The sequence below is a fragment of the Gilliamella sp. W8128 genome (assembly GCF_016100545.1).
GTDB lineage: Bacteria > Pseudomonadota > Gammaproteobacteria > Enterobacterales > Orbaceae > Gilliamella > Gilliamella apis.
In genome coordinates this window covers 1-14,062 of record NZ_JACFSE010000003.1, presented here as the reverse complement: position 1 = coordinate 14,062, position 14,062 = coordinate 1, and the positions used below count along the sequence as shown (strand labels likewise).

Annotated in this window: 13 protein-coding genes, 1 pseudogene and 1 CRISPR repeat array; of the genes and pseudogenes, 6 read left to right on the top strand and 8 right to left on the bottom strand. The window is 33.8% G+C overall.

What is annotated here, in order from left to right; genetic code table 11:
• Window positions 1–2 precede the first annotated feature (2 nt).
• Complete coding sequence (locus tag H3U97_RS03285) at window positions 3–1,340, bottom strand: VWA domain-containing protein (protein ID WP_086361881.1); 1,338 nt, start codon at window positions 1,338–1,340, stop codon at window positions 3–5.
• A gap of 269 nt (window positions 1,341–1,609) precedes the next feature.
• On the opposite strand from H3U97_RS03285, the gene apt reads away from it, so the two are divergent.
• The 3 genes from apt to H3U97_RS03270 all read left to right on the top strand — a co-directional run bounded on the left by apt (window position 1,610) and on the right by H3U97_RS03270 (window position 4,622).
• A complete protein-coding gene (apt, locus tag H3U97_RS03280; protein WP_198198099.1) occupies window positions 1,610–2,155 on the top strand; it encodes an adenine phosphoribosyltransferase in 546 nt (181 codons plus the stop codon).
• Between the two features lie 242 nt (window positions 2,156–2,397).
• Window positions 2,398–3,168, top strand: coding sequence for a dimethylargininase (gene ddaH / locus H3U97_RS03275; RefSeq protein WP_065613001.1), 771 nt, complete (start codon window positions 2,398–2,400; stop codon window positions 3,166–3,168).
• 44 nt (window positions 3,169–3,212) lie between these two features.
• Window positions 3,213–4,622: a basic amino acid/polyamine antiporter gene (locus H3U97_RS03270; protein ID WP_198198097.1), complete on the top strand. Its 1,410-nt coding sequence runs from the start codon at window positions 3,213–3,215 to the stop codon at window positions 4,620–4,622.
• 15 nt (window positions 4,623–4,637) lie between these two features.
• Here the strand turns inward: H3U97_RS03270 and H3U97_RS03265 are convergent, their stop codons facing one another.
• Both H3U97_RS03265 and nfi read right to left on the bottom strand, forming a co-directional pair.
• Window positions 4,638–5,384: a tRNA1(Val) (adenine(37)-N6)-methyltransferase gene (locus H3U97_RS03265; RefSeq protein WP_198198095.1), complete on the bottom strand. Its 747-nt coding sequence runs from the start codon at window positions 5,382–5,384 to the stop codon at window positions 4,638–4,640.
• On the bottom strand, window positions 5,374–6,045 hold the full coding sequence (gene nfi / locus H3U97_RS03260; RefSeq protein WP_232343725.1) for a deoxyribonuclease V: 672 nt from the start codon (window positions 6,043–6,045) through the stop codon (window positions 5,374–5,376). Before nfi ends, H3U97_RS03265 begins: the two co-directional genes overlap by 11 nt.
• 54 nt (window positions 6,046–6,099) lie before the next feature.
• On the opposite strand from nfi, the gene H3U97_RS03255 reads away from it, so the two are divergent.
• Together H3U97_RS03255 and H3U97_RS03250 are read left to right on the top strand one after the other, a co-directional pair.
• Window positions 6,100–6,681, top strand: a complete 582-nt coding sequence (locus H3U97_RS03255) for a YigZ family protein (RefSeq protein ID WP_198198093.1) — start codon at window positions 6,100–6,102, stop codon at window positions 6,679–6,681.
• A 95-nt stretch (window positions 6,682–6,776) separates the two neighbouring features.
• Window positions 6,777–7,171: a CRISPR direct-repeat array (repeat unit 29 nt; unit sequence GTGTTCCCTATACACATAGGGATAAACCG).
• A 113-nt stretch (window positions 7,172–7,284) separates the two neighbouring features.
• The gene (locus H3U97_RS03250; protein ID WP_198198091.1) at window positions 7,285–7,728 is read left to right on the top strand and encodes a hypothetical protein; all 444 of its coding nucleotides are present in this window, start codon (window positions 7,285–7,287) and stop codon (window positions 7,726–7,728) included.
• Between the two features lie 98 nt (window positions 7,729–7,826).
• Here H3U97_RS03250 and H3U97_RS03245 read toward each other — a convergent pair whose 3' ends face one another.
• From H3U97_RS03245 to H3U97_RS03235, 3 genes are all read right to left on the bottom strand, one after another.
• Window positions 7,827–8,474 (bottom strand): hypothetical protein, encoded by a 648-nt coding sequence (locus H3U97_RS03245; protein ID WP_198198089.1) that lies wholly within the window; start codon window positions 8,472–8,474, stop codon window positions 7,827–7,829.
• A gap of 193 nt (window positions 8,475–8,667) precedes the next feature.
• Entirely contained in the window at window positions 8,668–9,459 is a 792-nt protein-coding gene (locus H3U97_RS03240; protein WP_198198087.1) for a hypothetical protein, read from the bottom strand.
• A gap of 33 nt (window positions 9,460–9,492) precedes the next feature.
• Entirely contained in the window at window positions 9,493–10,695 is a 1,203-nt protein-coding gene (locus H3U97_RS03235) for an MFS transporter (RefSeq protein ID WP_198198085.1), read from the bottom strand.
• Window positions 10,696–10,922: 227 nt separating this feature from the next.
• Here H3U97_RS03235 and H3U97_RS03230 point away from each other — a divergent pair, with 227 nt between their 5' ends.
• Window positions 10,923–11,828: a LysR family transcriptional regulator gene (locus tag H3U97_RS03230; protein WP_198198083.1), complete on the top strand. Its 906-nt coding sequence runs from the start codon at window positions 10,923–10,925 to the stop codon at window positions 11,826–11,828.
• 73 nt (window positions 11,829–11,901) lie between these two features.
• Here the strand turns inward: H3U97_RS03230 and H3U97_RS03225 are convergent, their stop codons facing one another.
• Together H3U97_RS03225 and H3U97_RS03220 are read right to left on the bottom strand one after the other, a co-directional pair.
• Window positions 11,902–12,423, bottom strand: coding sequence for a hypothetical protein (locus tag H3U97_RS03225; protein WP_198198081.1), 522 nt, complete (start codon window positions 12,421–12,423; stop codon window positions 11,902–11,904).
• 200 nt (window positions 12,424–12,623) lie between these two features.
• Window positions 12,624–14,062: pseudogene (locus H3U97_RS03220) on the bottom strand (hypothetical protein); the annotation flags it as partial.

Here is a 14,062-nt window from a genome sequence, read left to right as displayed (position 1 = left end):
AACTATTTTTTAATTACATTACTTTTTGATTCAAATTGCTGTTGAGTCATTATTTTATTAGAAATATCGCTATTTTGAGTTTGAACTGCATTAACCATAATATTATTTTTCTCAATTTGACTTTTTAGTCTTGCTTTTGATGAAGGTGATACTATTGTGTTTGAAAATGATGCAAGTCTATTACTATTTTCCATAAGTATCTTTTCTGCTTCAGCTTGCATACCTCGATTATAAAGCTCTAATGCTTTTTCATTGGCAATTGTCACTTTTTGAATTTCTGACTCAGCTAAAACATCTTGAATTATTGAATTCTGAACTAATTTTTGATTGTCGGTATAAGCAACGCTAACCAATTGAGTTTCATGTTCCGCTTTATTGACCAATAAATTATCATATTTCAAATCAATTTCAGCTAATGTCTTACTTTGACCGACTTTACCTTCATCCGGTATCACCTCTAACAATACATATTTTTCCTGATTTGAAAACAGTTGATTCATTTTAACCGTGACTTTATTCCCTTTAATCACACCATCTCGACCAAGCAAACGCACTGGTTTTACACCATCTTTCAATTGAATAGTAATAACAACATCTTGAGCAATAGTTGACATGACATCAGAAAACTCATGAACAAACACATTTTCGAGTTCTGTAGATTTATTTACAAAGACATGATTACCATCACTATAACTTGCGATCGATGACATTAATAATTCATTATAATCAGAACCAATCCCGATCGTGGTAATCGAAATATTCTTTTTCGCTGCAATAATTGCCAACTCAGACAACTCATTTACAGAACTTGGACCGACATTTGCTTGACCGTCAGATAACAAAATAATACGATTAACTTTATCCTTTGTTAGTTGAGTTTCAACTTGCTTAATTCCTTTACTCAAACCGGCAAATAAAGCTGTTCCGCCATTAGCAACAACATTTTCATTAATAACTTGAATAAGTTTTTGTTTATTTTTTACTTTGCTTGCCGGAACGATAACCTTCGCTTCGCTATCATAGGCAACGATAGATAACGTATCATTTTCATTCAACAAATTAACCGCAAAAATAGCTGCTTCTCTCGCTTTTTCGATACGATCCCCACCCATTGAACTTGACTTATCAATAACAATAGCTAAATTGATCGGCACTCGTTTGCTATTATCAATTTTTTGGCCAGATAATGAGACTTTTAAATAATTTGTTTCTGGATTACCTTCCATAATAATTGGTGAAGACAATTCTGAACGAACTTGAATTTGTTTAATTGGTTGCGCATGGCTAAATAAGCTACACACTGAAAAGCTTAGCATGGCAAATATTTTAATAAATTTCATAGTGTTTTCCTTCTTGTATAAAGTTTATTCAATTATTCACTAATTGCAAACTAAACTGTCTAATTAATGTATTTAATTGTAAAAATTTGTAAAAACACAAAATTAAAATAAGATAAATAATTACTAAAAAATATCCCTATTCGTACTTAAACTAATCAATCTCTAGATTTTACGGTGCATTAACCGTTTGTTTATTGCCAGTCAAAAGCGCATCGGTATATAATAAAAAATTATTCGTTCTTAAAGAGAATAGTTAGAGAACATTTAATATGACTCAATCAAAACTTGAACTTATCAGAAATAGTATTATTACTATCCCAAATTATCCTAAACAAGGGATATTATTTCGGGATATTACCAGTTTACTTGAAGACCCAATCGCCTTTAGAACATCAATCGATCTTTTAATTGAGCATTATAAAGATAAAAAAATCGATAAAGTTGTTGGCACCGAAGCTCGTGGTTTTATTTTTGCCGCCCCTCTAGCTTTAGCCTTAGGTGTTGGTTTTGTACCTGTTAGAAAACCGAATAAGTTACCGCGTAACGTATTTAGAGAAGAGTATCAACTTGAATATGGTACCGATACATTAGAAATGCATTGTGATGCCATAAAACCTAATGAGCGAGTATTGATTATTGACGATTTACTAGCAACAGGAGGCACCGTTGCTGCAACCGCTAAATTAATTCAAAAAGCGGGTGGGATCGCTGAAGATGCCGCTTTTGTCATTAATTTACCTGATTTACAAGGTAAAACGAAATTAACCGCTATGGGAATCAACTGCTATACATTAGTCGATTTTGCCGGTGAATAATCTTTATATTATAGGGCGATGATTCGTCCTATTTCTTATCACATATTTGCTATTCTTATTTTAATTATTAATAATTCACCATTGTTTTACACCTATATCAATTCCTCACAATTTTGCTTATAAAGAAAATAGCATAAAAATGCATATCACAAATATAAAAGCTAATCAAAAAAGCTTGCTTTAGCTTTTTTAATGAATTATTATTCATAATTATTGCATAATTATTACAAGGAATTTATAGAATGAAAAAATTTAGTCATATCATTGCAAGAACACCAGCAAAGTCACTAATCAATGGCCTGACGTCGGCTAATTTAGGCAAACCTGACTACCAAAAAGCGCTAGATCAACATAACAGCTACATACGTGCATTACAACAATGTGATGTCGATATCACCATTCTACCAGCTAACGAACAATTCCCAGATTCAGTTTTTGTTGAAGATGTTGCCCTTTGTACTCCTCATTGCGTAATTATTACTAGACCAGGTGCGGAATCTCGTCGAGCTGAAACTGAGTTAATCACTGAAGCGGTGGGGCGTTTTTATCCAAATAAAATTGAATATATTCAGGCACCAGGCACCGTAGAGGCAGGTGATATCATGATGGTTGAGAATCACTTTTACATTGGTCTATCCGCTCGTACCAATCAAGAAGGTGCAAACCAAATGATTGCAATATTGGAAAAATATGGTTTAACTGGTTCTGTCGTCACTTTAGAAAAAGTATTACATCTTAAAACAGGACTTGCCTATCTAGAACACAACAACTTATTAGCAGCAGGTGAGTTTATTACTAAGCCAGAATTTCAACATCTCAATATCATTGAGATCCCTGAACAAGAAAGTTATGCCGCTAACTGTATATGGGTCAATGAACGAGTCATAATGCCGGCTGGTTATCCTATTACTAAAGCCAAAATTGAAGCACTCGGTTATCAGGTCATTGAAGTTGATACTTCAGAATATCGCAAAATCGATGGTGGAGTAAGCTGTATGTCATTGCGATTTTAATTTAAAAAACCACAAAAATTAAACCAACTAAATAAGAAAACAATATGGATACACCAGTAAGAAAAAAGCTTGGCATACTTCCTCTCACATTACTGGTGGTGGGAAGTATTGTCGGTAGTGGTATTTTTAGCCTACCACAAAATATGGCCGAAGGCGCCGGTGCCGGTGCGATACTTATCGCATGGGCCGTAACATTATTCGGCATGTTTATGCTGACACGAATATTCCAATATCTTTCTATTCGATTTTACAAAATTAATGAAGGTTTATATGGTTATGTTCGTGAAGGATTTGGGGATTATATCGGTTTTAATGCCGCGTGGGGTTATTGGATATCAGCTTGGATGTCTTGTACCAGCTATTTAGTTATCTTATTTAGTGCGTTAGGCTCTTTTGATTGTTTTGCATTTTTTGGTAATGGTACGACAATTCCTGCCGTTATTGCCGGACTTATCCTTTTATGGATTATGCACTTTTTTGTCATTAACGGAATTTACCAAGCATTTTTACTTAATTGCTTAGTAACGCTAGCTAAAATTGTACCTATCGGTTTATTTATCGTTTGTGTTGTTTTAGCCTTTAAAATTTCAACTTTTAACACTGATTTTTGGGGGACACCACAATTAGGCTCAATCATTGATCAAGTAAAATATACTATGCTTTATACAGTATGGGTTTATTTGGGGATTGAAAGTGCTACTGTCTATGCTGCACGAGCGAAGAATATGATCAGTATAAGTCGAGCCACCTTTTTTGGTTTTGCCATTACGAGTCTTTTATTAGTCTGTGTTTCCGTTCTTTCATTGGGCATTGTGCCACAACATGAACTCGCACAAATGAAAAATCCGTCAATGGCGCTAGTAATTGAACACGTCGTTGGTAGTTGGGGGGCCACATTTATTAATATTGGTTTGATAGTTTCTGTAAGTGGAGGATTATTGTCTTGGTTAATGTTAGCTGCAGAAATGCTATTTTTAGCCGGTCAAGGTAAACAACATACTGTCCCTAGCTGTTTTGGTAAACTTAATAAAAACAGTACACCAGCCAATGCTTTGTGGTTAACGACCAGCTTAATTAGCTTGTTGATTATACTTGCTCATTTTTATGAATCAGGTTATAACACGCTGATTCAATTATCAACATCTATGGTGCTTATCCCATATCTACTTTCAGCACTGTTTATGTTTAAATTAGCAATACATCAACCTAGGAAATACCTAATTTTCATCGGCGCATTTGGTTCGCTATATGGACTTTGGTTAATCTATGCTGGCGGCATATCATATTTGCTGCTATCAATGATCTTATATAGTTTTGGGCTGCTGTTTTATCTTTATGCTAGAAAGCAAAGACAATTGTCAGCATTTAGCTATTTACATGATAAAATCTATGCCATAGCTATAGTGGTACTAGCCATTATTGCCATTATTTACTTTTATATCATTCCTAATTAATCAACGAACTAGGCGTTATTTTCGAAATAGATAAAAATCGGCCAACAATTGTCTAAATTGTTGGGAATAACGCCCTTCTTCATCTCGCATACACAGTGATTGGCATTCAATATTAGCATGCTGATTAAATGAAAATGCCATCAATACTAATGAATAGTCTTTATTGGCTGTATATTTAACTTGCAGTTCATGACACAAATATAATTGATTTGACGTAGTCAATTGCTTAAATTGCTCGGCAAGATGATAAGGTAAAACCAAACAAAACAACCCTTGCGGATTTAATAATCGTTTTACTACATCAATAAGTTGTTGATAGTTGAGACTTTCAGTATAACGGGCTAACTGCCTCTCTGAACTTCTACACTCTACAGCTGACTGAAAATAAGGAGGATTAGTGACAATTAAATCATAATACCCTCGTTCAGTGGTTTTAAATTGATTTACATCGATATTTAATGGCTTAATATTTTTAAAATCTGCATTAAAGCTATTCTCTCGACATTGCAATACCGCTTTCATATCGATATCAATTGCATCAATTTGACATGCCTGATGTTCTAAACGTTGAGCTAACATTAAGGCAATTACACCGCATCCGGTACCGATATCTAAAACATGTTGTACATCATCTTTAATTGGTACCCATGCACCTAATAAACAACTATCCGTTGTCACCTTCATTGGACTTTTGTCGTGAGCAACAAAAAAACGTTTAAAGGTAAAACCACCTTGTTTTAATGGTAATTGATTATTTGCCATGCTTAAATTTTCTAAATAATGGTTTATTCGATGCAATTGCGTCAGCCCAGCGAGTTGGTTCAGGTAATCGATAACCTCGTAAACACTGTTTTACCCAATGTAATGCACTAGTTTGACTAATTTTGTGTCCAGCTGAAATAAATAAAGGATTACAATTATTTTTACTCTGCAATACCCAACCTATCTGCTCTTGTTTATCGAGTAAAGGCGTTACCTTTCCAGCAAGTTTAGGTTGCACTTCATACTGTCCACATAACTTGCTTTTTGCAACGCCAATAGTTGGCATATCTAACAATAGGCCAAGATGGCTAGCGATACCTAATCGTCTTGGATGAGCAACTCCCTGCCCATCAACTAATAACAAATCGGGTTTTTGCTCTAACTGTTGCCATGCTTTGAGCAAAGCGGGATATTCACGAAAAGACAAATAACCTGGAATATAAGGAAAACTAGTTTCTAATCGAGCGATATGATACTCAACTACATCAAAATCGGGAAAAGTCAATGTCACTATCGCTGCACGCGTTACCGAGCCATCTTGCTCAAACCCAACATCAGTACCACCAATTAGTTTTATTGTTGGATTAAAATTATCCACCAAGCTTACCTGCTCGGCTAATTGTTGTTGTGAAAGTTTTAATTGTGCTAAATTGATAGACATTTCAATTTTGCTCAGTATTATTAGTTACAATAAAACGATTTTACCAGAATTAGTATGCCTTATACATTAACAAATCCTACCCAATTAACCGAAGAGATAAAAAAAAGCCGCTTTATTGTCAATGCAGCTCCAATTACTAATGCTCAGCAAGCAACCGAGTTTATCGACAACATCAGTGATCCAAATGCAACACATAACTGTTGGGCATGGAAAATAGGCCAACAATATCGTTTCAACGATGATGGTGAACCAACCAGCACAGCCGGCCGCCCTATTCTATCTGCCATTGAAGGTCAAGATTGTGATCAGGTGGTGGTGGTGGTCACCCGCTACTTTGGTGGCATCAAATTAGGCACAGGCGGACTCATTCGGGCTTACGGTGGTTCGGCTAGTCATTGCTTACAACAAGCAGAATTAATCGAACTTATTGCTAGAACATCATTACAATTTCATTGCTATTACAATGAATGGCCAATTATTGAAAACCGCTTAAAAGAACTAGATGCAGTCATTGAACAACAAAATTTTGATGCTGAAGGTGTAACTGTCATTATTGCTATAACACAAGATAATGTAGTCATACTTAAAAAAAATATTAGCGATATTACTCGCGGTAGAGTGATTATCAAGACTTAAAACACCTGTGTAAATATCCATCCAAATACAGCAAAAAAATTGGTAGAAATTGTAGACTGCGTATTTTAATTATAAAACAAACGGTTATAATTAGAGTGTTCCCTATACACATAGGGATAAACCGTTCTTCCATGTCAGTGTCGGCATCATAATTAAGTGTTCCCTATACACATAGGGATAAACCGTGACAGCCGAATCGATGCAAACAGCTATGGATGTGTTCCCTATACACATAGGGATAAACCGCTGATTAGCTTTTGGTTCTATACTGATATTATGTGTTCCCTATACACATAGGGATAAACCGGGCGTAAACTTGTTCGCCCTTTGTTAACTCATGTGTTCCCTATACACATAGGGATAAACCGATTCTATGGCTCTAATTACAATAAAGATAAACGTGTTCCCTATACACATAGGGATAAACCGTAATGAGTGGCGGCGGGATAGGTAAAGCAATCGTGTTCCCTATACACATAGGGAACACGATTGCGTTCCCTGTGTGTACAGGAATTAACTTCAAATTCAAACAAACCACCTTCTGGCGGTTTTTTATTGCCCAGAATTCCTAAATAACTTACTATTGCCCAAAAAGGAGATGGCATGAAAAGAATTACTTTATTTGGGATAGCTTGTTTTGCTTTGTATGGTTGCGGTAACGATAGTGATGGGCAAAAGGTCACTGAGGAGATGTTACTTGGTGAGTGGGACTGCAAAGTTAGCTCGCAAGAAGCAGAATCAAGGAATGGTAAGTTACAAGATTTTGGTGATCCAGAGTTCGAGGAAAATAAATACATTTTTACCAAAAAAGATGGACAGCTTTTTGTAAGTTTATCTTTATATAAAGAAGATTTAATGCCTTTTAATCTAGAGGATATTTACAAAAGACCTGAGTATACGGAATATGATAGACAAAGAACTCAAAAGATTAAATACCTATCAAAAGATAGTTTTAGTCTAAACGGTACATATACAATCATCGATAAAAACAACAAACCAACTAGCAAATTTAAAGAAGAATATGTTTGTGATCGTATTAAAGAATAAGACGTTTGTTTTCTAGTGAAATTTAACTATTTTTGACCAGCAAAGCTAAATATTACTGGTCAAAAAATTGCTAAAATAGAGTTAAATCTTCGGTTCAATTATTTAAATACAACTAAATCTTTATAAGATTCATTAACAGCACTGATTAACGACCTCACTTGCGTATCACCATCAATAAAAATGTAAACATTATCTAATCGAGGATAATATTGCTTGAAAAATTTTCCACTTTTGGTACCTGCTGGACAAAAATGAAAGACAAGTACATCCTCGCTACAGCATATTGCCATAAAATCATCCCAATAAAAAATTCCTTCCATATCGATCGATTTTATATAAATACCTTCTTCGAAATAAGCACAATAACATTCAACAGGCCATTCAACATTTTTATAAAGTATCTTAGTCAAACGTATTTCTAAATATACATTGAAATAATAATTTACAAGATAGATTAAAATCCCTATATCAATCAATGGAATTAGAACCGAATACTCACCAATTTTGCGGGCCAAAGAAGGAGATGATAAACTTATGATGTACGTTACTATAATAGCTAGGATAAAGGCTATAATCATAGCAACGAAAACAATTATTGTCTTTTTAGGGAAATACATACGACGAATTATTCGGGGAATTTTTGCAAAAAGCTCTTCTCGTGATTCAAACCTAATTGTACGCTCAAACAAAAAATGCGATTGTTTAGGATCGAAAGCATAATAAGGTTTTTTAACTCGTTGTTTCATTGATATTCCTAACACTATTCCTTTAATGATAAGTATAGTTATTATAAAACATAATGATTGGATGTAAATTACCTCTTATATTTTGACTTATCGCATATAGATATTCCCCGATTATTTTATGCTATCCTATACCCTCAAAATATTTATTGTTAGTTAATGATGTGTAAAAATTATTAAGAGTCTTAATGTAATTCTATTTATCTTTCAACTCATATACTGTACCGTCACCCCAAGTACCAATATAATAGCTACAATTATGATAAGCTAACGCTACTGCTCCAGATAAATTGCCAACTAAGGTCGATACTTTTTTAGTTTTTACATCAATTTGTCGAACCATTCCAGCACCATTATCAATAACGGCGGCAACATTTGGTGCAACTGTAACAATACCAACACCTGGGCGATTAAAATCCGAACCTAGCTCAGTTTTAGTGCCATTTGGGCTGATCATGGTTAAACGACCACTGTATTGTGAAACAACTAAACTGTTATCAGCTAATTGAGTTACACCAACTGGTGTTGTTAATCCACGAGCAATAATACTTTTTTGCTTGGTTTTAAGATCAAGAGAAACTATTTCACCTGTTGAACGATTAGTAATAAGTAATTGACCTTGATTAGAAAAAGCGATACCGGTAGGAGTATGATAACCATCAGATATTTTTTCTGATTTACCATTACTATCAATTTTTACAATGTAATCATCTCCATATGATGAAACATAAACATTATCTTCTCCATCAATAACGATACCTGCTGGTGAAGATATACCTGAATAAAAAGTCTCTGTCTCTCCATTTGATTTGACTCTCGAAACTGAATTCCCTGACCAATTAGTTACATACATTAATCCCTTAGAATCAAACGCAATACCTGTTGGTGCACTAAAAGTCGAAGAAATCTTGGTTAAATCAGCCATACAGAATGCTCCATAAAAACAACAAAAAATAAATAGTGAAAAATGCAATAATCTTTTCATCATGATGAGTCTCCTTATTAATAAATACCTACAATTTTATTTCCTATGATTACTTTTGATAAGTTGAATGCCAACTAACGCTAAAATTAGATTAACTATTGCCAACACAACACAAATAACTATCACTCCATTCCAAGCCATATTTTGATAAACGATGCCTAATAAATAAGTACCAATACTGCCTCCGGCCAAACAAGAAAGTAAATATAAAGATGAAATTGCACCGCGCGAGTTAATTGGCACAATTTTGTTAAGCATAGCAATAACTAATGGCTGAAGACCAAATACAAATAAAAACAAACTAAAAATACCTAAGCCAATAATAAATAAACTTGAGCTATAGCCAATAGTCACAACCGATGCACATACAGCTAGCAAATAAATAATTAAAAGATTGCGTTCATTTAAAACCTGCAATAATTTACTGGTAATTATGGTACCAATAACCGCGCTGAGACCGGCAAAATTAAGCCAGCCCAAAACTGTTGCAGATAAAGAGAAAGGTGCACTTTTTAGATAAAATGTGAGTAATGAAGATAATCCTAGGTAAACAAAAAAGAGTACAAAACCGACGGATAAAAATATAATCACAGTTTTATCAAATAGTAATTTAATTGCCGCTAAATAAGTACCAAGCACACTAGTGGTTGAAGATTGATGGCTCGATTGCTTTATAGCAAAAGGAACAAAAATACATGCTATCGTTATCAAACCAGCATATATGGCGAAGGCAACTTGCCAAGACCAAAAATCTGTCAACATTGCAATCACACTTCGGCTAAAAATAATGCCAACAATCGAAGCTGAGATCATAATTCCCATTGCTTGGGATAATTTATGATTCGGTGTGTTTTTAGCCGTATAAGCGAATAATGCAGCAGGAACAGCTGCGGCAAAAAAGCCGATTAATGACATGATAACTAAATACAAATTAAAATTATCAATAATCACCGATAAAAGTAGGCAACAAACCGCCCCAATACTTCCGATTAGAACAAGTAATTTTGTTGAGACTTTATCTGATAGCGGACCATAAATAAAAAACGAAATAGCATAAAAAAAGCAAGATAAACTAAACACATTTCTGGCAGCTAAAATATCAATATGATAAGTTTGAGAGATCTCTTGAAAGATAAGTTGGCTGATATAAACCGAGCCAACTAACAGCACGATTAATAATGCTGACAGCACTAAACGCGGTTTTGTCTGTATTGGCTCTTCTGTAGAGACGGATTCCATGAACAAAATACCAATTTTGCTAATTGATTAAACTTGAGAGAGGTTATCTAACAATACAGCAATATAGAAATACATATTTTGTTATACGAAATTCGTATTGCAGAAAAATCACATAAACAAATGCAAAAAATAAAGTTCTCATTCATAATAATAGTCTGAATTGAAATAGATAAATTACACAACCATTTGCAAGCCAGTAAAATAGTTTATTAAGGATAATAAAATTTATGGATATCTATAGCAAAAGATTACCAACAATTAAGCAATTACAATATTTTATTGCTGTTTGTGAAGAACTCAGTTTTACTGGTGCAGCGGAAAAACTAGGTATTAGTCAACCACCTCTTTCAACACAAATTAAAAATTTGGAAGATACTTTACAAAACACACTTTTTTTAAGAAATTCACACAATGTTGTATTAACCAAAGAAGGTGAAATATTAAAATCAAAAGTAACCCAATTATTAAATGATCTTTGTACTATCACTAAATCAACTAAAACAAATATTCTTGAAAAGGTCACGGTAGGGACAACAAAAACCTTATCTTTTGATTATATTCCTTTCTTTAAATTATTTTTATCAGAATTTAGAGATGAGACTAAAATATATAAACATAACTATACTTCGAAAGAGCTACTTCTTGAACTACAAAAAGGCAATATTGATTTTGCAATTGTCTCCGATTACCCAACTAGAGATTTTAGTGAAAACTCATTACTCATTTATCAAGAACCTGTAACATTAGTATTACCGGCAAGTCATCCATGTTGTCAACAAAACAAAGTAAATCTTGATGATGTCACTGATTTACCATTATTTTGGTTTAAACAACAAGTAAATCCTTTTTTTTACGATCAATGTGAACAAGTATTCAATAAACTAGCCCATCCACTATCTCGTCGAGCCGAACTTGCAGATAATTTATCTATGCTGCTAGAGGTTGCATTAGGTAAAGCAATGATGCTTCTACCACAATCAATGGCACAAGCTAAAGTTGAAGGAGTTACCTATAAAAAATTGATCTCAAATCAAGATAAAAAATTAAAAATAAATATTTATCTGATTTGGCGTAAAGATTTAAAAATCACCGCAGTTAATCAGGCGATAATAAATTATTTTAAGCGCGGTTAAACTATAGAATGGCTTTATTAGGATCGCAAAAACCCCCTCTCCTCAAAATTTTCATTTTTCAATATATTGGGGTTTACCGTAATTTGCGTTGTAAACTTTCAATAAAGTTTTCGATAACAATATTGTTATCATAACCACGTTGCCAATTTCTTAAAAACATGACTTGTTTCGGATTTAAATAGATATGCTTGCCTTTAATTTCTACGCTTCGCTCATTTGAAAATAAATATGCAGAATCAGATTGTTGAGTAGTAATATTTTTATTTAGATTATTATTAGTTTGAGCAAAAAACTGCTTAAACCAGTTATCATAATCAGCTAAGTCATATTCACCGGTTAATTGATAACCCCATGCTGTTTTGTGGATATTTTTAAAATAAAAATGCAAATTCCGTTTTGGAAAAGCACAATAAACAAATTGATATTGTTGTAATTTTCCAATTGTATATGCTGATATTTTAAAATTATGTTGCAATATTTGGGTAACAATAAAAGCCGATTGATTATAGATTCGTAAAAAAGAACCTTCATCAATTAGGCTTAAAAAACCTTGTCTTTGACTAACTTTTAATTTCTCTTTAATGTTAATGTTCATTTTTTGTTCGCAAATTCCTCGGCGTGATAACGCTTAACGCGCTATCACGCCGGTGACTTGGTGACTTTCTTTTTCATACTTTAGTCTTAATGATTTATTCAATACTTTTTATAATTATAAAGTTATAGCCATCAAAAGAAGTGACTAATTAAGCAAAATCACCATAATAAAAAGCATTGATTCCATCTTATTTTTGGCTTCTACTTGCAAACTAGAAAATTAGGAGCATTGACATCTTCAGCATCTACTCCAACTAATCCTGTCGAGATACTCACATCGACATGCTGTCCATAATCACTGCCATAATAACGATCTTTAGTCCAATATCTATCTCTATCATCCTCCCAATTAGAGTTCGGATAAGATTGCTGAACGGTATACCCCCATTCAGGCAAAAGCCCCTCACCAATTGCTCGTGTATAACCATTGACGATTTTAAAACTTCCACTAAGTTTGTATTCAGGTGCATTTGTTAATTCTTTATAAGAAAGCATTCTATCTTCTGTACATATATTGATAGCATCCATCCAATGACTCCAAAATCCTTTAATTGGTTTTGCCCATACACTAGTAGGATTAAAGGTATAATCATGTTTTATAGTTGAATCTCTTTTTAATGTTGCACGGACAGTTACATTTCCACTGGGTTTACCATTTAAAGTGACATAACCTTTCTCATCGACTTCAACTTTTCCTCCTGGGTTATTTGGAATTGTAAAAGTATAATCACTCGCTGCACCTGTTAGTACTAACTGAAATTTGGCACTATCAAACCCCGTTGTAGGAAATTTTTTACCGCCAGATAAAGTAGGCTCAGTTTTAAATCCCCAATTAGGCACATAATCTGAATTATATCCACCACCAGCTAGAGTTCTAACCGTATAATTAGGGTCATTCCATCTAAGAAAATTAGAAGATAGGTCAAAGCTTAACCATTGATGCTCTGGATTTTTTTCTATAGCATAAGGTTTTGCATAGCATAACTTTGATATTGCAGTGATTTTGTATACTTTTTTTATTGTTACCAAATCACTATGTCTTGGAATACCATATTGTGAAAAAGTCTGTATTTGATTGCTGATCTCTAACATTAATGGCATTGAATAACCACTACCACAGCCAATTATCTGATTATCTCTAGGCATTATTTTATTACCATTAGCATCAAACCATTGCCAAATAGTTGTAGTTATTAAAAATGGTTGGAAAGGATCGATACCATCACCATCTATATCTTGATAATTAATTTGATTGTCTAATTCTTGATAATCAAATTTTTTTACGACAAATTGGGAGAAAGTTAAATCACCATCAAACTCTTTAATTTCTTCTTCTTTTATATTACCTGTTGTTTCACTATAAAATACGTTATTTACAGTAAAACCGTACTTATCTGCCACTATTTGTTTATTAACCACCTTGGGACTATTTCCCTGTATAACATTGATAGTGAAACTGCTTAAGCCATAAGTACAAGGTACTATAGTTGGATATAAGAAAATAATAAGTAACTTGAATTTTAAAAAATGCTGGAAAGAATAGGATAATAAGTTAGATGCCCGATGCCCGATGCCCGATGCCCGATGCCCGATGCCCGATGCCCGATGCCCGATGCCCGATGCCCGATGCCCGATGCCCG

Excerpts from the sequence above, each read along its gene's own strand:
- H3U97_RS03285 (WP_086361881.1), bottom strand. The coding sequence starts at position 1,340 with ATGAAATTTATTAAAATATTTGCCATGCTAAGCTTTTCAGTGTGTAGC.
- apt (WP_198198099.1), top strand. The coding sequence starts at position 1,610 with ATGACTCAATCAAAACTTGAACTTATCAGAAATAGTATTATTACTATC.
- ddaH (WP_065613001.1), top strand. The coding sequence starts at position 2,398 with ATGAAAAAATTTAGTCATATCATTGCAAGAACACCAGCAAAGTCACTA.
- H3U97_RS03270 (WP_198198097.1), top strand. The coding sequence starts at position 3,213 with ATGGATACACCAGTAAGAAAAAAGCTTGGCATACTTCCTCTCACATTA.
- H3U97_RS03265 (WP_198198095.1), bottom strand. The coding sequence starts at position 5,384 with ATGGCAAATAATCAATTACCATTAAAACAAGGTGGTTTTACCTTTAAA.
- nfi (WP_232343725.1), bottom strand. The coding sequence starts at position 6,045 with ATGTCTATCAATTTAGCACAATTAAAACTTTCACAACAACAATTAGCC.
- H3U97_RS03255 (WP_198198093.1), top strand. The coding sequence starts at position 6,100 with ATGCCTTATACATTAACAAATCCTACCCAATTAACCGAAGAGATAAAA.
- H3U97_RS03250 (WP_198198091.1), top strand. The coding sequence starts at position 7,285 with ATGAAAAGAATTACTTTATTTGGGATAGCTTGTTTTGCTTTGTATGGT.
- H3U97_RS03245 (WP_198198089.1), bottom strand. The coding sequence starts at position 8,474 with ATGAAACAACGAGTTAAAAAACCTTATTATGCTTTCGATCCTAAACAA.
- H3U97_RS03240 (WP_198198087.1), bottom strand. The coding sequence starts at position 9,459 with ATGATGAAAAGATTATTGCATTTTTCACTATTTATTTTTTGTTGTTTT.
- H3U97_RS03235 (WP_198198085.1), bottom strand. The coding sequence starts at position 10,695 with ATGGAATCCGTCTCTACAGAAGAGCCAATACAGACAAAACCGCGTTTA.
- H3U97_RS03230 (WP_198198083.1), top strand. The coding sequence starts at position 10,923 with ATGGATATCTATAGCAAAAGATTACCAACAATTAAGCAATTACAATAT.
- H3U97_RS03225 (WP_198198081.1), bottom strand. The coding sequence starts at position 12,423 with ATGAACATTAACATTAAAGAGAAATTAAAAGTTAGTCAAAGACAAGGT.